The organism is Candidatus Poribacteria bacterium, from assembly GCA_021295755.1.
Lineage (GTDB): Bacteria > Poribacteria > WGA-4E > WGA-4E > PCPOR2b > PCPOR2b.
Genome location: JAGWBT010000009.1, coordinates 1 through 20,647, shown reverse-complemented (window position 1 = coordinate 20,647; position 20,647 = coordinate 1). Strand labels below are relative to the sequence as shown.

General features: G+C 47.6%; 18 protein-coding genes. 3 read left to right on the top strand and 15 right to left on the bottom strand.

Translation table 11 applies throughout. The features are described 5' to 3' along the window. Window positions 1-27: 27 nt before the first annotated feature. The 15 genes from J4G02_02340 to J4G02_02270 all read right to left on the bottom strand — a co-directional run bounded on the left by J4G02_02340 (window position 28) and on the right by J4G02_02270 (window position 17,571). The gene (locus J4G02_02340; protein ID MCE2393435.1) at window positions 28-1,500 is read right to left on the bottom strand and encodes an oligosaccharide flippase family protein; all 1,473 of its coding nucleotides are present in this window, start codon (window positions 1,498-1,500) and stop codon (window positions 28-30) included. Beyond that, the gene (locus J4G02_02335; protein ID MCE2393434.1) at window positions 1,497-3,077 is read right to left on the bottom strand and encodes a hypothetical protein; all 1,581 of its coding nucleotides are present in this window, start codon (window positions 3,075-3,077) and stop codon (window positions 1,497-1,499) included. The genes J4G02_02340 and J4G02_02335 overlap by 4 nt, the downstream gene beginning before the upstream one ends. Window positions 3,078-3,132: 55 nt before the next feature. Then, on the bottom strand, window positions 3,133-3,957 hold the full coding sequence (locus J4G02_02330) for a hypothetical protein (protein MCE2393433.1): 825 nt from the start codon (window positions 3,955-3,957) through the stop codon (window positions 3,133-3,135). A 117-nt stretch (window positions 3,958-4,074) separates the two neighbouring features. Beyond that, complete coding sequence (locus J4G02_02325) at window positions 4,075-4,845, bottom strand: class I SAM-dependent methyltransferase (protein ID MCE2393432.1); 771 nt, start codon at window positions 4,843-4,845, stop codon at window positions 4,075-4,077. Between the two features lie 14 nt (window positions 4,846-4,859). Next, window positions 4,860-5,936, bottom strand: coding sequence for a hypothetical protein (locus J4G02_02320; GenBank protein MCE2393431.1), 1,077 nt, complete (start codon window positions 5,934-5,936; stop codon window positions 4,860-4,862). Further along, window positions 5,933-7,951 (bottom strand): asparagine synthase (glutamine-hydrolyzing), encoded by a 2,019-nt coding sequence (asnB, locus tag J4G02_02315; GenBank protein MCE2393430.1) that lies wholly within the window; start codon window positions 7,949-7,951, stop codon window positions 5,933-5,935. Before asnB ends, J4G02_02320 begins: the two co-directional genes overlap by 4 nt. Before the next feature lie 3 nt (window positions 7,952-7,954). After that, on the bottom strand, window positions 7,955-9,142 hold the full coding sequence (locus J4G02_02310; protein MCE2393429.1) for a DegT/DnrJ/EryC1/StrS family aminotransferase: 1,188 nt from the start codon (window positions 9,140-9,142) through the stop codon (window positions 7,955-7,957). Further along, window positions 9,132-10,112: an NAD-dependent epimerase/dehydratase family protein gene (locus J4G02_02305; protein MCE2393428.1), complete on the bottom strand. Its 981-nt coding sequence runs from the start codon at window positions 10,110-10,112 to the stop codon at window positions 9,132-9,134. The genes J4G02_02310 and J4G02_02305 overlap by 11 nt, the downstream gene beginning before the upstream one ends. A gap of 7 nt (window positions 10,113-10,119) precedes the next feature. After that, the gene (locus J4G02_02300; GenBank protein MCE2393427.1) at window positions 10,120-10,698 is read right to left on the bottom strand and encodes an N-acetyltransferase; all 579 of its coding nucleotides are present in this window, start codon (window positions 10,696-10,698) and stop codon (window positions 10,120-10,122) included. A 42-nt stretch (window positions 10,699-10,740) separates the two neighbouring features. Then, complete coding sequence (locus J4G02_02295; GenBank protein ID MCE2393426.1) at window positions 10,741-11,763, bottom strand: Gfo/Idh/MocA family oxidoreductase; 1,023 nt, start codon at window positions 11,761-11,763, stop codon at window positions 10,741-10,743. A 65-nt stretch (window positions 11,764-11,828) separates the two neighbouring features. Then, a complete protein-coding gene (locus J4G02_02290) occupies window positions 11,829-12,776 on the bottom strand; it encodes a D-2-hydroxyacid dehydrogenase (protein ID MCE2393425.1) in 948 nt (315 codons plus the stop codon). A 123-nt stretch (window positions 12,777-12,899) separates the two neighbouring features. Next, window positions 12,900-13,589: a 7-cyano-7-deazaguanine synthase QueC gene (gene queC / locus J4G02_02285; GenBank protein ID MCE2393424.1), complete on the bottom strand. Its 690-nt coding sequence runs from the start codon at window positions 13,587-13,589 to the stop codon at window positions 12,900-12,902. A 167-nt stretch (window positions 13,590-13,756) separates the two neighbouring features. Next, the gene (locus J4G02_02280; protein ID MCE2393423.1) at window positions 13,757-14,770 is read right to left on the bottom strand and encodes a glycosyltransferase family 9 protein; all 1,014 of its coding nucleotides are present in this window, start codon (window positions 14,768-14,770) and stop codon (window positions 13,757-13,759) included. A 16-nt stretch (window positions 14,771-14,786) separates the two neighbouring features. Next, window positions 14,787-16,073 (bottom strand): glycosyltransferase family 1 protein, encoded by a 1,287-nt coding sequence (locus J4G02_02275; GenBank protein ID MCE2393422.1) that lies wholly within the window; start codon window positions 16,071-16,073, stop codon window positions 14,787-14,789. A gap of 22 nt (window positions 16,074-16,095) precedes the next feature. Next, entirely contained in the window at window positions 16,096-17,571 is a 1,476-nt protein-coding gene (locus tag J4G02_02270) for a hypothetical protein (protein ID MCE2393421.1), read from the bottom strand. 121 nt (window positions 17,572-17,692) lie between these two features. Between J4G02_02270 and J4G02_02265 the strand changes: the two genes are divergently transcribed. The 3 genes from J4G02_02265 to J4G02_02255 all read left to right on the top strand — a co-directional run bounded on the left by J4G02_02265 (window position 17,693) and on the right by J4G02_02255 (window position 20,619). Further along, window positions 17,693-18,526: a DnaJ domain-containing protein gene (locus J4G02_02265; GenBank protein ID MCE2393420.1), complete on the top strand. Its 834-nt coding sequence runs from the start codon at window positions 17,693-17,695 to the stop codon at window positions 18,524-18,526. A gap of 257 nt (window positions 18,527-18,783) precedes the next feature. Further along, window positions 18,784-20,010: a diphosphate--fructose-6-phosphate 1-phosphotransferase gene (locus J4G02_02260; GenBank protein MCE2393419.1), complete on the top strand. Its 1,227-nt coding sequence runs from the start codon at window positions 18,784-18,786 to the stop codon at window positions 20,008-20,010. 27 nt (window positions 20,011-20,037) lie between these two features. Next, complete coding sequence (locus J4G02_02255; GenBank protein ID MCE2393418.1) at window positions 20,038-20,619, top strand: metal-dependent hydrolase; 582 nt, start codon at window positions 20,038-20,040, stop codon at window positions 20,617-20,619. Window positions 20,620-20,647 lie beyond the last annotated feature (28 nt).

The window sequence follows — 20,647 nt, the reverse complement described above, 5'->3', positions numbered from 1 at the left end:
TGATGCACTCTGAGTATAAAATACATCTTAATAGACTTTTTTGAACCCCTTTACCGGCTTTAGCAGGTATTCCTTTTCGCCTTCCGAAAAGAGACCTGTACCCCAGAGGATCAGAGGATACCCCAAAAAGAACAAGAGTTTCAGTGCCACATCAGTTCCGATAGTCCCATTATTGGCAACCAACAAAGACAGTCCGTAAAGTCCAAATCCGATTAGGGTAATATGTAAAAGTCTTCCAACCTCAAAGTGAAGATCATAGAATTTTGCTGAATAGTATGCTTTCAGACAATTCCACACAATGTAGGATAGCATGGTGGCGAACGCAGCCCCTAACATACTCCATTGGGGGACAAAGAGAACGTTTAATCCAATATTTACCAACGCTGCTACCAAAACGATTCCCGACACATGGAACGATTTTTTCATCAGTCCCATACCCCAACCGACGAAATTACCAAGCCCATGCTGCACGTAGGAGTAGGTGATGATTGGAACGATGATCCAAGCTGCCCGGAACGCCTCTTTCCGGGCAAAAAGCATCAAAATCTCTCGACTGAAAAGTGAAATCAGAAGACACGCAGCACACCCCACCAGATAGAAATAGGTGGCACCCACCCTTAGAAAATGTCTTATGGCTTCGGGATCCTCTTCCTGTTTGAGAACAATGGGTTGAAGAGCCTGTTTCAACGGAGTTACCAAAGCAGTCTGAAGGATTCCAGCAATTTGATATCCGAAAGCGTAGAGCCCCACCATGCTAACAGAGTTAAAAATCCTTAACACATATCGATCGCCAGATTGGATGAGCAGATTTGAATATTCCGATAACAACAGCGGATAAGCGTATTTCAGCGGTGGAATAAGTACTGAACGAGATAGCTTAAAGGTCGATTTTTTGATAAAAATGGGGAGTACTATGATTACCGTGACTATCAGACCGAGCAAGTTTCCGACGATAAGTGACAGGACTCCCCTCTTCAAAACAGCGAGCAGATACAGTGTCAAACCCGCAGAGAGCAACAGGCTTGATATAGATGTAAAAACAAAGTACTTCGCCTTCTCCAACATACGAAGCAAGCACAGAAATAGAGACGAAAGCGGTTGTAAAAACAGTATCAACGCATATATCTTGAGGAGGTGAGCGAGATTTCTATCTTGTAGAAGTATCCCAGCGAGGTATTCGCTGATTTTCCAAAATACAACCGTACAACAGGTAATTATCAACAACGCCCATAAAAATAGATTGAAAAGTAAGATACCACTTTTTTCTTGATATTCCGGTGCATAGTAAAACCGAGTAAAGGCACTATTTATGGGTGATGACACGAACCGAGTCAGCAGGCTAATCGTAATAGACATCAACCCAATAATGCCAAAATCGTGGGGAGACAAGAACGAGGTATAGATTGGGAAAAGTAAAACGAATAACGCACCTTGAGATATGCTGCCGATGCTATAGATACTTCCCAGTTGTATCGTTCTTTTTATATGATCTATTATCATACATTGTAGACCGCATAACCCTCATTGTCATACAGCAGCTTCAGCGAGCTCAAAGGGTATTCGATTCCCCGTTTCGCCGCCAGTTCTACCTCTCGTTTCTGAGCTACCAGTGTATTAACCCCGTAGTGGATACGAAAATGGTCAAAGTCTGGCTTAATCAAGTAGAGATATAGGTGATCTTCACCCATATACTTCATCCCTCGTCCCGGTTCCGACATCGAAGGGTAGTAAAAACGAGAATCGGTTTCCTCCATGCCCCCAGCCAAAGTATAACTGAGTTTTGTCGGGATAGTAATTATATTCTGTTCGCTTCTCCCATTCAAGAATTCGATAACATCATCAAGATCTGTTTCTCTGGAGGGCCAAAGGTTGTTTCTAATTCTAATCGAACTTAGATACAGGGAATTCACCAAAACGAACCCGATGTGAATCAGGGTGATTATATAGATTATTTCGTATGGCTGCTTCAATACAATGCAACATCTGACAAAAATCAGATGGAGAAAGGCTAACGAATATTCAAGATATCTTTCTGCCTCGCCTAGGAATAGGGCGAACTTGATAGATGTAATAGCAAAGGCGATGAAACTTGCGAGGGTAAGTCCAGCTAAATACCAAATGACGTTATCAGAAAAGAGCGCCGTGAAAGTATCCGGTGAAGAGAGCCACCAGTATAGGAGAAATGGGATAATTGGTATCGAATAAAGGACAATAACCGGTGTCGCCTTGGTAAAAATTATTCTGCCAAACTCCCTCGGCCGAGAGAACAGGTAAACCGGTAGTGCGACAAGATCTCTTAAACTATTCCTTTCTGCTATCGGCGTTGTACCTTCCTTTATAGCGGTGAAATACCACTTGTAATGTGCCCATTTACGTGATAGTAACTGCCTGACACCGAGTTGTGGAATGAGGATACACAGCCCAAAGGTCCCCAACAACGGTAGTAACGGAACAAAATCTCGGTAAAAACAGGACAGTACAATCGAATTCACCACCAACACTTGCATCCCGAACTGAGAAGAGAGCACGGTCAGCGCTCCTAAGACAAGACAAGGCAGGTAGAAGTAGGGAATTCCAAACAGATAACCGACACCAAAACAGGTGAAATAGAGCAGAATTAAGAGATTTCCTAGTGTTCTTCCTCCTATCGCTTGCAATCGAGCGGTTACTGGATGCAGCTTTGGACTCGTTGCATAGAGAAGGGTCACCGCACCTGCAGCGGAGATAAATTGTCCAGAAGATAGCTGCCAAACACGCTCAAACAGAACGTGGCTTAAAAAATAGACTAACACGATACTCGCTAAGTCGAAGACGAGGTTCGTTAACCTGCCAACTAGCACCCAGTGTTTTGGATTAATCTGCGCGATAATGGCGTGTGGTAGTGGGGGATAGCCTCTGATTCCGGGTACGAGCGAATCTTTCACGTGGTGTCTGCCGATACCCTTCAGGCCTCCTAGGTCGCGCCGCAGCTTCGTGAGCCAAAGATGTGCGTCAAGGTCGCTGCCTGTGTGCAGCAGAAAAATCAGACGTGTCATGAGACCCAAGAAACAGATGCCTACCACCTCAACGTAGAGCATTTATGCGGCTTTCCTTTCTTGCCAAGCGACCGGAATTTATGGGAACTTAGGCTTCTTAGTATACCACACATCGCATCATATCGCCTGCAATCCGATCAAATGCGTTTCGTTGCCCTTGGGTCCAATCAGTCCAACGCGGAAACTTATCAGATAAGCCTGCCCGTTCTTGCAATGAGTTAATACGTGCGTTTATCATCTCTCCTATCTGATCGGCGTTAAATCCGTCTAAACCTAAAAAGTCGAAAATGTGCCTCATCTTGAACCGGTCCAGCGACTTCATATCTACCTGTAACCAGCGTTGATTATCTAGTTGCGAGAAGGACTCCAACGCTTTCTGGTTAAAGTTTGCCCAGTACCAAGCGCACTTTTCAAAACGTGAGAGTTGTTGCCACCCCTCAAAATACGGATCGCCGGGATTGGGGCGTGGGCGACTATAATCCCACCAGTCCTGTTCAGGTGAATCGACAGGCGAATTTGGATCGTCCTCTTTCATGGCAAAAATGCCGCTATGCGAGAACTTCTGATTATAGAAATCGTGCCAGTCCATTAACGAGCGTACAACCTCCCGTCCGTCGCGCACCGGAAAGAGGAATTTGCAATCCCATAGTTCAGCGATATATGGAATAAATGGTAGATAGTTTGGATTTTTGTCTCCGTACTTTAGGCCGCTAGACAACGTCTTTTGAATTGGTACTGACTTTGCTTCCTGAATGATCTGCTTCGGATCTCTTAATATGCCCCGATATAAATTCCGTGCCTCAATGCACAAGTTCGGCTTCTGCTCCACGAAGACGGTTGCGTTCTGGGAGGTATTTAGTATTTTTACCAGTGCCGTTGTTCCACTTCGTGCGCAACCAATGATGAAAAAAATGTCAGCCATAGCCATTTTAGTACATTAGTTCATTAATGAGCCAGTGAACTAACAAAACGGTTCATGCTTTTCACTGGTTCATTAACTCCCTGTCTCACCCACTCACCTACTCACTTCCTCGTTTTATTAGGGCTTACGAGCAATTACTTCAAACACATTGACGAGTCCCATATATGTTGCATTGTAATTTGATGCCGGTTGGCTGATTTGTCCATCACCAATTGCCAAAGTTCCTTCAGCTCCTAGCGCAACAACCTCAAATCCAGATTTGTTCAAGGCACGCTTAGTGCCACTAGGGGTCATTATACGGGCACCGGTGCTCCGCGAAAATCCGCTTCGTTTGCGGATTAGCGTATTCCAGAAAGTCTGAATGCCGTACCATCTGGGGCGGAAATCCATCGACGGATTCGGTCCCTCGATAATATTATAGAGATACCAGCCGGGGCCATTGGTACAGATGTATAGGGTTCCACCTTTTTTTAGACTGCGAAAGAAGTTTCTAAAGACCTTATGGTAATCCGTTAGATACACAACGCTATAACAAAAAACCGCATCGAATGTCTCTTCAAAATTGGGCATATCTTCCAAGCTGGCTCGATGAAATTCTACATTTTTGACATCATTTATCGAGGCGAGTTGAATGCTAACAGATAAGCGTTCTGAATCAACGTCCACACCAATAGCCCGTTTTGAGGTCTGTGCTATTGCAAATGTCCATTGTCCGAATCCGCAACCTGCATCTAGAATGCTTTCCACCCCAATGAAACCGATACGAGCCAAGTGTTTCTTATATTTGTCCAATCCGTCGGAATAAACCCGCTGCAAAAATCCGGCATCATTTGCGCTTAAACGTTGCAGTAGCCGATCTGGAATCTCTATGTTGTCTGTTCCAGACATTGGAAGTTGAACCTCTAAGATGTTTGCGTATATTTGTGTGAGGGACCAAATCCCATGGCGAACGGTAGGTCGTGCAAGACCTTTTTTTCTGCTTTAATCGGGTTGAAACCTGCAAGGCGCGTCCGTGCCATTGCCTCACCAACCTTCAATCCGGCGGTATGCAAGGCAATAACCGGCTTAGGACCTAAGTAATCGGTTGTAACGCTCATGTAACCGGGTGCTGCTGATTTTTGCGGAAGGCACGGAATGGCGGCGTTATCGATTTCTTCGCGATTTATATTTCCTGCGATGTGGACAATCGACACATGTGGGCTCAACGCTAACAGTTCATCAACAGCTATTTGTCCCTCACTGCCAATTAAGCAAGCTGGGCTGTGGTGTTCTACCAAAATAACGATATCAGCATTGCAAAGCGCAGATTTAGCAGATTCGGTGTCCAAGGAATCGCCTGCAGAAAGGTTAATATATTTTAGTTTCGCCTCCAGCTTATCGAATGTCTCGACGCAGCTTTCACCAAAGAGACCGCTTCCGACAACCACAACTTTCGATCTGTAAATTTCAATCTCTAATTCAAACGTCAGTTTAACTGCCAAATATCCTACATAGTTGAAAAGGTCTAGCCCCACCTCCCGCTCATTCGTCCCTAAAACCATAATTCCCTTGCGTCGACATTCTGAGAGATCCAGATCCGCCTCACGGAACTCCCATGTTTCCCACATCAGTGGGAGAACGGCAGTTGGTTTTAGGTGGGTAATTATATTCTTATCGATTGGGCGCACAAACCCGAGATTCGTTACAATATCAACCTGCGAAAGCATTGTTGGAATCTTATTGGAGACTACCTCAATTCGATCCCCTACTCCCCACCTTTTCGCCAATTCAAGTGTGAAATCCCGTATATCAACTGCTGTACCGTACCCAGAGTCTCGTGTGATCGCAAAGACCCGATCCGAACCAGCCAATGCTGCAATCAAGGGAGTTACAACATAGTTACCACTTGCTGCCTCTGTGAAAACAGTGAGTTCTGATAGGTCTAGATCGTATGTGTCTATTGCGTCACCAATGAGTTTCTCAATGCGTTTGATGTTCATTTGACAAACTGCTTCAACCACCATTCAAAGCTCAACAACGACCAGATCAGGAGTCGCTTGTTCGCTACACCAGAGCTGTGGGTTTCAATGACCTGTCGCACATATTCAGGATTGAGATATTCGTTAATCCGAGCCTTGTCATCCAGCAAAAGATCTCGTATATATTTTTCACTGCTGCCACGGAACCACGATTCATCGGGTCCACTGAAGCCCTGTTTCTTGGCTTGTGTAATTGATTTGGGGATAATCCGTCCCATCGTTTTGCGTAGGATGTCTTTCCCGACCTTTGTTCGTTCCAAATTGACCTTCCCTGTCCGTGGACTATTCGCATCGAACGCTTTCCAATTGTGCAAATCGGCAATTTTGTAGTGGACAGGTGTCTGGCAAGCGAGATCAACCAAATCATTATCTAGAAGCGGCACTCTCGTTTCCAATGAATGTGCCATCGAAATTTTGTCTTCAACGACAAGCAACCCGTGTAGAAAGGTCTTGCATTCAAAGTAGAGTGAGTGGTTAACCTGTTCCTCACGGCTATCGCATCGAATGTCTCCCGGATAGACATTCCGGAATGTCTTCAAAGTATGGTTTTTGAAGGGAATTGTCCCGTCAATATCCAATTTGCGGAGTTGGTTTGCAACCTCTTGGTTGAAAAGCAGGGGTTTCTCTTTATTATATACCAATCTCTGCCAGTAGTGGTAATAATTGTCCGTATAACTCTCGACACTGTTTCCAATCGCTGCGGCATATCGCCACGGATAACCGCCGAATAATTCATCGCCTCCTGTTCCGGACATGACCACTTTAACAGACTTACTTGCCAACTGAGCCGCATAGTAGTTGGGATAGCACTGTCCGACACGCAAATCTTCCAAATGCCAGATCAGATCTCCCATGACAGCTTCCATATCGCTAGAACACAGTACACTCTCGTGATGCGCTGTCTGAAACAGGTTTGCCATAGATTCGGCTGACTTACGCTCATCGAAGCTCAATTCATGGTCTGCGGCTTCCGAGAGATCAAAACCTATTGTAAATGTGGAGATCAGCCCGAATACAGAAGCAGTGATAGCTGTCACAGTTCCTGAATCCATGCCGCCGCTCAAATAACTACCCACCGGAACGTCGCTGACACACTGGCGCTTAACAGCCTGTGTCAATCGGTCGTAAAGTTGATCTTCGAGTTCATTTGCGGGGACATTTATCTCCTGCCCGAAGTCAAAATCCCAGTACTTGGTCTTGGCAATCTCCCCGCGCGACAAATCGAGTTCCAAGCAGTGTCCGGGCGGGAGTAGCTTAATCCTTGAGAAGAGGGTTCGGTCACTAAAAATGTTTTGGAATGAGAAGTATTCGTTTAATGCCGCGAGATCCACGTCCGGCCTGTCGGGCAGGTATTCCAGAATGGATTTGATTTCGGACCCAAACAGAAATGTGCCTTCATTGGTGAGAGTGTAATAGAGCGGCTTGATGCCGTAGCGATCGCGAGCGAGCCAGACTTTTTGGTTGCGACTGTCATACAGCGCAAAGGCAAACATCCCGTTGAATCGGTGAATACAGTCCGTTCCCCACTGGTGGTAAGCGTGGATGATAACTTCGGTGTCGGAGGCACTAGAAAAGTGATAACCGAGCGCTTTCAACTCCTGACGTATTTCTCTAAAATTGTAGATTTCCCCGTTGTAGATGAGCCAGATCTTACGTGATTTATCGCACATCGGTTGGTGCCCACGCGGGGAGAGATCGATGATCGACAACCTTCGGTGTCCGAAAAACAGATCCCATTTTTCTGAATGCAATCTGTTCTGTTCGGCAGCTGAATCGATTACGGGCAGCGACGGGCAAACTTCTTGAAATTGGCTATCTGTAAAATCCTGACAGGTTGGGTGATGTATGCCTGTCTGATAGACGAGATAACCTGCATCGTCTGGTCCTCTGTGGGCGATCACATCTACCATCGGTTTCAGGCGTTCTATTTGGAGAGGATCATGATTGAGGGATACTGCTCCTGCTATACCACACATAATCTAACCCATGACCTGCCGAAGACTTTGACATACCAACGCCTGTTCAACGTCTGTCATCTGTGTATAGAGCGGCAGCGTCAGAGCCAGTCGATCTGCCAAGTAAGCATTGGGAAACTGTTCAGGATGTAACGCATATTTTTCTGTATAGTACCCCTGCAGCACTGGGGCGTGTGTGCCTTGGCGGGTCGCAATCCCTTTCGCTTCCAGTTGCATCATCAGTTCGTTGCGCTGTTGGTGGAGTGGATCTACGTTGTTCAGGGTGGGTTCCTCAGGGCAAAACAGGCAAACGTAAGCCTGATAGCCGTGGACGAAACCGTCGGGAATTCTCGGTGTTTCCAACCACTCTACTTTAGTTAGCAGCTGATCGTAACGCTGAGCGCGCTGTGAACGTATGTCCAAGATCCATGCTGCCCGATCCATCTGTGCACAACCGAGCGCACCTTGGATGTCTGTCATGCGGTAGTTATAGCCGAGATGATTATACTCTGATAACAGAAACCCAGCTTTGACAGTGTGGCGTGAGAGATCGGAACGCGAGGCACCGTGATCTCGTAAGATGCGCCCTAGTTGATCGAAATCCTTGCGCTGTGTCGTGATCATACCGCCTTCTCCGGTGGTGATGGACTTGCGTGGATGGAAGCTAAAGCAGCCCATCTCGCCAAACGTGCCTGCATGTTTTCCGTGATACTGAGCACCGAACCCACACGCAGCATCTTCCACAACCCACAGGTTGTGCTTTTGAGCGATCTCCTGAAGTGGCTGCATCTCCGCACATAGTCCAAATAGGTGTACAGGGATGATACCCACCGTTCGGGGTGTAATGAGTCCTCCAATCTGCTCTACATCTATATTGAACGTAGGCAGATTAATATCGCAGAAAATAGGTTTTGCCCCCATGTATTCCACCACGTTAGCGGTGGAGATCCATGTGAAGGCAGGCACAATCACCTCGTCACCGGGCTGCAACCTTAGCGCAGCAACAGCGATGTGCAGCGCCGTTGTACAGGAACTAGTGGCAATTGAAAAACGTGATTTCGTGAAGGCTGAAAACTTCTCCTCAAATTCTCTGACATACGGTCCCTGAACCACCCAACCGCTGTGCAAAGGAGCGCGGACCGCAGCTTCTTCCTCTGCTCCGAAAAACGGTTTGGTGATTGGTATCTTTTGAGATACTGTCTCATCCTTCAACGGTAACACCGCCTTTTTTATCGGCAGCCCGCCAATCTATTAATCGACGCAGCCCATCTTCTATATCGACTTTCCACCGGAACCCTAAATCCCGTTCAGCGGCTTGGGTAGAACCGATCCGGTTTGTCACAAAAGTTTGACCGGCAGGTTGATATTGGATCTCAAGATTGCTGCCTGTCAACCGCAGCAGCAACTCTGTCAACGCTCTGATTGATGTGCCGATGCCCCGTCCAACATTGTAGTTTTTGTCGGTCACGTCAGCCTGCATGGCACAAACGTTCGCACGGGCGATATCGCTCACGTAGATGAAATCGTACTGTTGACTGCCATCTCCGTAAACAATTGGAGGTAACCCCTGATCGATACGGTCCAGAATCTTCATCATGACAGCGGTATAAGCTCCCTTATAATCTTGGCGGGGACCGTAGGCGTTCATGTAACGCAGCCCCACCCAATCCAAATTGTAGCGATGTCCCAAAGCCTTAAACATCTGTTCACCGGCAATCTTGGTCGCCCCATAGAAGGTATAGTTATTATAAGGATGCTCCTCCGTCATGGGTAGTTCGACAGCGTCGCCGTATACTGAAGCAGAGGAGGAATAGACCACGCGCTCTATCCGGTGTTTAATTGCTGCTTCTAGCACGTTGAAAGTACCTCCAATATTGACTTCAAAGGCGGAACGAGGATATTCATGGCAATGTAACAGCCAAAGCGCTGCCAAATGGAACACGCCGTGAACTCCCTCCATCGCCGAATCCAATATGTCACGGTGCAGTATGTCTCCACCGTGAGGATATACCGAAACCCTTGAATCTTTCAACGCAGCCCGCAAATTTTCTTGGATCCCTCGCGTGAAATTATCGTACACAATAATCTCAGCAACGTCTGTCTCGATTAACTGATCAACGACATGGCTTCCGATAAAGCCGGCTCCACCAATAACCAAGATACGTTTATCTTTTAAGTCCATTTCGTCCCTAACAGGCAGATGTAAGTCGATTCTTGCGACACTGATACTTTTGATGACAGCAATCACACTGTGCGAAATTGTCGGTTAGTTCCAAACGGGTTCCACACTGACACATCCAACCTTGTTGCCGCGCAGGGTTGCCGTAGACTAAGGCATAGTCGGGTACGTCTCGCGTTACCACAGCCCCTGCACCGATGAAAGCGTGTTCACCAATAGTGACACCGCAGATAATCGTTGCATTGGCGCCAATTGTTGCACCGCGTTTCACCAACGTGGAATCGTATTCATCGATTGTTCTGGGGACAGCACTTCTCGGATTGATGACGTTTGTGAATACTACTGAAGGGCCACAAAAAACGTCGTCTTCGATTGTGACTTTCTTGTAGACGGAGACATTGTTTTGGATCTTGACGTTGTTTCCGACGCATACGCCGCTATCAATATTGACGTTCTGACCAAGTGTGCAATTTCGTCCGATTTGGCTGTCCTTCATAACATGGCAGAAATGCCAAATCTTGGTGCCATCACCAATCGAAACCGGCTCATCGATATAAGAGGACTCATGAACAAAATAGGATTTCTCCATATTATTCCCCTTTCTCGACGACGTAGACGCTACAATTGCACATCACATTTTAATGTTCACCGGTTCGCCGTTCCGGTTGCGTGATTGCTGCGCTGCTTGTAGGACTCGTACAACGCGAAGTCCATCTCTGCCATCGCTTCTGGGTTTGCGATGATTCATGATACAATCGAGAAAGTGTTGACATTCCAACCTGAGCGGTTCTGTCATTTTGATATACGGTATTGTGACATCACCGAACCGCGGGCTTAAGGCTTCACCGTAGGAGGTGTAGTCTGTCGTGTGATTGACCCCTTTGTTGTAAATTTTAACCATTTCTGTGGTTTCCATATCATCAAAAACGACCATTTTTTCGCTTCCGACAATTGTTGTTAGACGCAGCTTATGGGGGTCTAACCAACTCAGTTGGATATGCGCCATAATCCCATCGGGAAATTGAAGGTTGACAAAGACCACATCGTCGATCCCCTCTTGCAGATAGGATGCTCCACGGGCGGATACGTTCTCCGGCTCGGCGTCAAGTAGGTACATGGCGACGGAAAAATCGTGGGGAGCGAGACTCCACATCGCGTTTTCATCGTGGCGGATTCTCCCCAGGTTGACCCGCTGTGCATAGAGATAGTGGATCTGTCCAAGCTCTCCTGACTGGATGAGATCTTTCAGTTTTTCAATCGCCGGATGGTATTCCATCAGATGCCCGACCATTAGGATTCGATCTGTACCTTCAGCGAGTTCGACCAATTCGACAGCGTGTTGTGCCTCCAGTGTTAGCGGCTTTTCGATGAAGAGATGTTTGCCGCGTTGAAGGGCTTTAAGGGCAAAAGTGTAATGGGTACGTGCTGGTGTTGCGATGACTATTGCGTCGAGATCGGGGTCAGCCAACAGGGTGTTATAGTCATCAGCGACCATGAGATGTGGATATTGCTCTTTGGCACTAGCGAGGCGCCCCGCATCTAGGTCGCAGCAGACTTTGACGCGACAATTGGGCAGTTGATCAAAGTTCCGGAGCAGATTGGGTCCCCAATACCCTAAGCCAACCATTCCAAGGGTTATCTTGGATTTTTTCATACTATTATTTCAACCCGCGCTTTTTAGCAATCTCCTCTAACGGACAACAGACTAGTTGCTAGTCTTTAGTATCCCTTCTGCTTATCCACAACATTTTCTAACAGTTCGCCCTTGACGTAACGATGTAAGTTGTCAACGAACAGTTGCATGGCGCGTGCCCGGATATGCTGCGATGCACCTGCACTGTGGCCGGTTAGGATTACGTTAGGTTCGGTCCATAGCGGACTATCCGGCGGACACGGCTCCGTGTAAGTCACATCTAACCCTGCCGCCGCCAATTTACCGTTCCGAAGTGCAGTGATTAAGGCATCTTCATCAATAATTCTCCCTCGACTGACGTTGACGAGGTAGCTGCCATCTGGCAGTAGATTAAACTGTTCGTGCGATAGGAGTTTATGCGTTTCGGGAGTGCTTGGGCAGCAAACCATCACCACGTTGGATTGCACCATCATCTCCGGTAGCCAATCCAGTTTTCCAAGTTGGGTCACCGTATCCGGTTTTTCCATAGATTCTGGATCAACGGCAATCACATTAAACTCAAACGCCTTTGCCCGTGCGGCGACTGCACGACCGATGCCGCCAAGTCCCAAAATCCCCATCGTCATCCCTGCCAATTCTATACACGGCACGCGTTCCCAATGCTTGCGTTTCATAAACTCTAGTTGCGCCGGGATGCTGCGCGTGAGAGAAAGCAGGAGGGCAAAGGCGTGTTCAGAAATCTGCCGCCCATACAATCTTCGACAATTTGTCAACACCACATCACTCGCTTTGAAAGCGGGGTACATGAAACCTTCAACACCTGCATGTGGCTGATGCACCCATCGCAGTGATTCGGCTTTTGGAAGATCCGCTTCACCGATTGCCCCGTAGATAATCTCGATTTCGGAGAGGTGGTCACCAAGTTGTTCTCCCGGTGGCAGGAAGTGTACTTCAACCTCCGGCGGAGCATCGTTGAGTATCGCTTCAACTTCTGGTGTTTGACGGCTTGCAATGAGAATTTTTGGGGTAGGCATCATAATTCCTTTCATGAGTTGTATGGAACATAGTGGGGAAAGCACTTGGAAGACGTTTAAGGATTAAGCAAAAATCGCACACCCGATATTTTTTGCCGAAGCAATTTAACTTCTATATGTGCCTCAAGTTTTGTAGACTGTTGGATCCGCGACACCCGCTTCTTCAAAGCCCTTTATCCGTAATAAACAGCTATCACACGCACCGCACGCTCTGCCTTGTGGGTCGGGGTCGTAACAACTGAGGGTGAGTCCGTAATCAACGCCGAGTTCTGCTCCTTTCTGTATGATTTGCGCTTTAGTCATTGAGATCAGAGGGGTTTCGATCTTTAGCTTCGCTGTACCTTCAACTCCAACCCTCGTTGCTAGATTTCCCATCCGCTGATACGCCTCAATATATTCTGGTCTACAGTCAGGATAGCCGCTATAATCAAGTGCATTGACACCGATGAAAATTGTGTCGATCTCTAACGTCTCCGCCCAAGCGAGTGCAAAAGACAGGAATATCGTGTTTCGTGCAGGAACATAGGTAATCGGGATACCTGTTCCGATTTGTTGATCTGACCGCTCTTTGGGAACATCAATGTCATCCGTCAAAGCAGAACCACCGAATGCGCGCAAGTCTATATCGACGATGACATGCTTTTTTGCCCCCATTTTCTCCGAGATCCGCTCTGCGCTGTCGAGTTCCAAGACGTGTCGTTGACCGTACCGGAAACTCATGGTGTATACATCGTATCCTTGGGATTGTGCAATTGCGAGTATAGTCGTGGAATCGACACCCCCGCTTAAAAGCACTACCGCTTTTTTTGCCAATCTGACTTCCTCCTTTGCTTATAAAAAATGTGAGATCTGTCCTACCAATGATTAGAGAGTTGTCAACGTGGATTCAGGTATTCGATTATAGCCAAACGTCGGAAAATCCTCAAGTGAAAACGGTTGGACTCTAGTCTCCTAGAGGCTTGTCGTGCAAGAACCAACAGTTAGAGAGATTTACCTGTACGTTTTAGCCAATCGCGTCTCATGTGCTTCAGTTTTTCGGCGGCATTGAACGCCTGCTCAACGGTTACCGCTTCTATGACCGCACAGCTACCCTTTCCACACCCGCCGGGACGCTTACCGGGATGGCACGGATTGCAACCGAGTTCCACACTGCTGTGGACGACAACGTGTTCCTCTCCATAGGGTCCATTGCGATGGTGGTTTGTCGGTCCGAAGATGCCGATTACAGGAGTTCCGACAGCAACTGCAATGTGCATTGGTCCCGTATCATTGCCGATATAGAAATCGCAGGCTGCGATCAGCGCAGCGACCTGACACAAATCGTCTTCCTTCACGCAGATCGGCTGCCCGCGCATTAGATTGGCAACTTGTCCTTGTAGCTCCCGCTCGTTGGGTCCAGCAAACAACAGAATCTGCGCGTTCCATTTTTCGCACAACCGGTCTGCAATTTGTGCAAAGCTCTCTGGTCCCCATAGCTTGTAAACCCAGTTGCCGCCGGGGTGCATCCCGACCAGTACCCGATGACGATTAACTCCATTTTCCATTAAAAACGCATCGCACTTCGCAAGCCTTTGAGCGGTGAATTGAAGTTGTGGGCGTGCGCCATCAACGTTGAGATCGTGTCGCTGCAGCACATCGAGGTATCGAGTAACGGCGTGGATATTTCCTCTCCTTAGCCGCATGCTCCAATGTTTCCCACCAACGAACCGTGACCAGAAACTATCCCGGAGATCCACGATCAGATCAAACCCTTCGCGACGCAACAATTTAATTAGGCGAACTTTTCCACGCCAGCCCGCGTGTTCACCGCGATTATCGTACACAAGGACCTGATCTATTTGTGGGTCGGCAGCCAACAGATCGAAGGCACGGGGGCCAACGAGAAAGGTAATCTTCGCATCGGGAAAGCGTTGGCGTAACGGACTGATGACCGCCGTAGAAAGGACAGCGTCACCGATGAAACTGAGACTGAAGACCAAAATCTTTTCGATCATGATATTTGATGGTGTTTCAGGCAAACTTCATAGCGTACGCTTCAATTAGCTTAACGGCGGTTGTTAAACCGTCTTCCGTTTTGATCTTCTCCATCAATGCTTTTGCTCTTTCCGCCATCGATTGAGAAGAGATAACTTGGTTGATACGCTTTGCCAACCGTTTGGGGGTCATGTCCTGGCGATGGAGCGGTTTGGGAGCGACGCCGATTTTGCGTAAGGTATATCCCCAGTACGGCTGATCCGCTAAGTGTGGAACAGTGATGGATGGCACGCCAGCCCGGCAGGCTGCGGCAGTCGTGCCTGCCCCGCCATGATGGACGACACAACACCCTTGGCGAAACAGAAAGTTGTGGGGCACATATCCGACAAAACAGATGTTTTCAGGTGGACTCTCCATCCCAAGATTTCCCCAACCTGCCTGAATGATTGCGCGTTGACCTGCACGTCGCACGGCTTCGACGAGGATGTTTGTGGTCTCGACATTTCTGCTTCCGCCCATCGAGCCGAAGGAAACAATAAGTGGTGGGGGTCCTTGATCTAAAAATTCCTGAAGCACCGGGGGAATCTCGTAATCTGCCTCCTCAAGGAACCACGCGCCTGTGAACTTGTGCTCACTGGGCAGGTCGGGCGGGGGCTTGCTGACGCTCGGTGAAGCGGCAATCAGATTCAATTCTGGAGAATACATACCCTCTAAACCGATGCACTCCCGTTCCTTCCCGCCGATGGAGGCGATAAAGTCATTAAACAGTGGATCAACCTGCTTTCGGATTAGTTGTTCTGCCACTTTCCATAGTAATGCATTTAATGGCGGACCAAGATTGGGGATCGGGGACGGTGCTTCGTAGCGCGTCTTGATAAAGCCGGGACAGTAACTAACTGTGATCCAAGGCAGGTTATTTCGGATTGCCGCTTCTTGACCCGGTACATCTGCCGAATGACAGATTGCAAGATCATACCCTGCCATTCCCTTGAGGCAGTCTTCGTACCATTGGTCCGCTTTGTACAGGATACCCTCTCTCACAATGAGAATCGCTGATTTGAGTGGATCCTTGATTTGAACAATCTCATCCATCACTTGATCCAAATGATCTAAATCAAAAGGAGCACCGACAGCGCAGAAGTCAATCCCACGTTTGGCAAATCGATCTCGATAGATTTCTGACGTACAAACACGAACCTTGTGTCCCTCTTTTGATAGCCGCTCAGAGAGGGCGAGAAACGGTTGGACATCACCGGTTGATCCCCATGTGCTGAGTACGATTCGGAGTCTCCTATTATCCTCTCTGGATTGTCGATTGCTCATCTGTTTGGTTGTGTATTTTCCACTACTTGGTTACCGTATAAAACTGAATCTGACTCCCTTTTTGATTGCGTAGGCAAACGATCAGTTCGGGCAGATTATCGTTGTCAGCGTCGGCAATTTTCATATCCGTAATTTGCCCATCAAGTAACGGACTTCTCCACGCCTCCACATACAAGCCCCCTTTTTGTTCGAGGATAATAAACTGATCTGAAAACTCAAGGGTACTCGGCAGGTTTTTCACCGTCCCGACGATCTCCGGTGTACCATTCGCGTTTAGATCCCCGACCGCAATCCCTTCGCCGAAGATCGGTGGTGTCTGCCATGAAAGCTGCGTCGTGTTGTTGTCAATATGATAGATCTGTAGATGTCCCTCCAAATCAACAACGGCAACTTCGCTTGTGGAGCGATCTATCGCTACCACGTGCGTAGCAATTGAATGATAATTGACAGGTAACGGGCAGGGGTGTTTCAGGTGAATTTTTCCCATACGCCACACCCAACAGTTAGTCGATTGTCCGCGGTAGGTCAGCTGATTGGCATCAGTTTCCCCAAAGATCAACCGCTCCTCGCCTTGGGCGAGCAATACCGAGTCCTCTGCAAAGGTTGTTATCTCTCTGTCCTCGCCCCATTCGACTCGCTGTGTTAGGTTTGGCGGGATGCCGATATAAATTTCATCCCGGTCATCCCCATTCCGGTCTGCGGCAAGCATTACCCGTCGGGATCGTGCCAGAACCGGCGTCTCATCGGTGCCATATTGTGCGTCTGAAAGGTCAGGATGTTCCCAAAGATCTACCCTACTCCATTTCAATACTTTCACATACTTTTCGTCCGCAACCAACACTTCATTAAAACCATCTCCGTCCGGATCTGAGACCTCGATTGCGAGTGCAAAATAGTCCGCTTCCGGCAAACTTTGCCATTTGAGGAAGTAGGGTTGAAGGTGCACGGTCGGTGTTGTCGCATAGAGTCCCACCAACGCAGCAACCGGGGATAGTTGACGATTGGCAACATATCGGAGATATCCTGTTTTTACATCCCACAAAAAAAGATTGAGGTTGACCACCAAATCGAGTTTTGAGAGGCGTCCCGTGATCAACCATCGACTTCCCAAGGATTTGCCATACTGTTTCACCTGCTCAGGAGTCAACAGACTGCCATCTGTGGGGTATTGACGCCAATCTAAGCGTTCTGAACTAATAAAAGCCTCACCGATCGCCTCTGTCAACTGGGATGCAAGCAGGCTTGTCAAAACACGGCTAACCGTTTTTAGATCTGGTTCTGTTGTGTTTAGAGGAATCAATGCGATTCCGGTCTCGCCGGAATCCTTCGGTAATTTCTCAATAATCTCGCCTGCGATACCCGCTATTGCAAGGTTCAGATCCCGCTCCGGCGCAGCAAAAGCTATTGTTATACAGTACCCAAAGAAGATAAAAATGGTAAGAGAGCGGCAAATTTTAATATTAAAGGAATCCTGAGTCTTTGTAGTATTTTGCGTCATTCGTCACTCCTAATACTTTGCGCATCACGTTTCGGTTAAAGTTTATCTTGACAAAACAAACCTGCGTGTGGAATTATAAAGTGTTGTTACACTTACTGTCAATTGTACACTACCCAAGCAGATGCAAATTCCAGACTACTACCACACTTTAGAAATAGATCGCCGCGCAACGGCAGAGGATATTAAACAGGCTTACCGTAAGCAGGTGAAGCGGCACCACCCGGATAAAAATCCGGGGAAGGAGAAGTATGCCGAACGCATGTTTCGCCGTATCTGTATCGCCTATGAGATCCTGAGCGATCCTCAACGAAAGCTGAAGTATGATCTCACGCTCAAGTCTGTAGATGTAGAGCAGGCGTGGCACCCTCGCCCCTTTGGAAATCTCCGGAGATCGAACCAAACCCGACATAAATATCAGCTTATGTTCCAGGAACTGCTGAACGAGAACATTGAAGCGGGTATCGAAATCTACGAGCAGCTGCAACGTGAAAGAAGAAAGGGCTGCATTGACGACTTTTTGGGCTACGCAGACAGCCGTGACTGCGAATTCCTCATCGCAGAAGCCTATCAAACACTTGGGAATTATCGAACGGCTATGGGAATTTATGAATCTCTAATTGAGTCCGAAAAGCGACGCCCCTGTTTTCACCACTTCATTGATGAAATCAAGGAACGGTTGAAACGGGTTTATTTCCGTGTCCTCACAAACCCTCAGAACCTTGAAAATATTCCGACCGATTTAGAAAAGATTCGCTCTTTGAACCTATCGAAACGTGAAACGGCATGGATTTATAAAAGGCTATCGGAGTGCTACATTGATATTAACCAGATTAACCAAGCGAAAGAGATGTTGAATATGGCATTTGAACTTTACCCGGGCATGGCGGGTGCAAAAAAGATTTGTCAACAGCTAGGCATGGAACACCTATTGTTGCAAAATGGTAAACGGTGGTAATCTAATCCTAACAACCGCTCCGATGGATTGTCTTATCTTAAACTGTAGATAGTATAATATCACAAATCCCTGCGTTTTTCTATTTATAATGCACTCGATCAACAGCATCTTGCAACACATAGATTGAGAAGGAATTGGCTTAAATTTCTATACCTTATTAGATCCAAACAAGGAGCGCTTCAGATTCGATTCAAAGCACTTAAACGTTTAGATCCCTGTCTCGTCCCCAGCCATTTTTTCGTTTGCTTGTGTCTACCATGCTCCAACAAATAGAACCAACCTTAAAAGTTAGAGGAAATCTGGTTGTCGGACAATCCGGAAACCGATCGGCGGTATTCAACGCTTGCCTTTACGGTATAATCCAAGAGGCGAAGCAGCACGCTGAAATCCAAAACATCTATGGTATAGTGGATGGCGTAGGAGGCTTGCTGAAAGGCGATCTAATCGATTTGGGACGGCAGCAGCTTGCGATCCTCGAAAAACTAAAAAGCAATTCATCCACGGTACTTCCTTCCAACGAAAATGCCCTTGTGGACGAGGATTATGATCGCGCTCTAGAAATCTGCAAAAAATATAAGATCCGCTTTGTCATTTATATGGGCGATAAGGGGGCAATGTCCATCGCCGATCGACTTGCGGAATTCGCTGAGACCGAAGGCTATCCGCTGTGTTGCATAGGAGTTCCGCACTCCGTGGAGAATACTCTCGGTTTTACAGATCACTGCTTTGGCTATGGCACCGCTGCACGAGCAAACGCTATTGTCGTGCGAAATGTTGGACGTGATGCCGCGGCAATGGGTGCCACAGCAGGTGTGAAAATCATTGAAACGCCGGGACGTAATTTCGGTTGGATCGCCGCAGCGACAGCTTTGGCAAGAGATTCCGATGATAACCCACCACACCTAATTTATCTCCCAGAAAGTGGATTGGATCCGGCGCAATTCCTCACCGATGTAGAGGGGGTGTACCGGCGGTTAGGCTATTGTCTGATTGTCGTCAGTGAAGGGGTACAAGGTAAAGACGAATACACACTTCCGCCGGGCAAGCGTATAGGGGAACATCTGTGTGAACTTCTCGCCGATCGACTCCAACTGAAGGCAAGTTGGGATAAACTTGAGGATCTCTCTCGATTCGGAATGCAGTCCGCTTCAGTCGTTGATTCTGGGGAAGCGTTGATGGCGGGACAAGCAGCTGTCCGCCGCGCTGTTGATGGAATGAACGGCTTCATGATTACGATTGCTCGACACTTGGATCCCAACAAGCCTTATAGCTCTTTAATCGGTATGGTGCGACTTGGACTTGGAGCAAAGTCCGAGAAGGTAGTACCAGAGGCTTTCATTAATGAAACGGGTAACTTTGTCACTGAGGCATTTGAGAAGTACGCGACTCCATTGATAGGCGGCAGGCTGCCGGCTACTTTAGAGCCAGATCCCGTCGGGGAAGATGTGCGGTTGGAGCCAATATCTGTTAGACTTCCTGAATGAATAGTCCAGAAAGAGTGGATCTTTATCATGAGCATGTTTCGTGAACATTGGATCGGTGGATTGGTCACCTACACTTCGTTTTTCGCGATTTCGCTTGGCATAGCCCTGACCGGTATCTTCGTGTTTCGACAGCCAATTGACTGGAATCCAACGGTGTCCCTTGAACCTCTGAAGATTGCTGCGTGTTTTGTCATTGCTGTTCTCTCAGGGCTATGGCCCGATGTAGATACCAAAAGCAAAAGTCAACAGATTTTCTATCGAATCTTCATCATCTTTAACGTCGTGCTGATTTATATGGGGCATTACTCCATATCGGCCTTTTTCGGCTTATTTGCTATGCTTCCACTTATCGGTAACCATCGGGGGTGGACACATTCCAAATTGACGATGCTGCTGTTACCCACGGTTTTCCTGATTTTGCCGATGGTCTACTTCTATCGCGATCAGTTCGACCAAAATGAATTGTTGGCAGCACAGAATTTGGTTTTGCTCAAAGGGGGGCTGCCTTTCTACACAGCCAGTTTAATCGGGTATGCAACGCATTTACATTTGGACGGGATTCTATTACAGTCCCGCAAGGCGCAAAGACGTCAGGCGAGGGCTAGCTAAGGCAGTCCATTTCTCCTTGTTCTGTTAT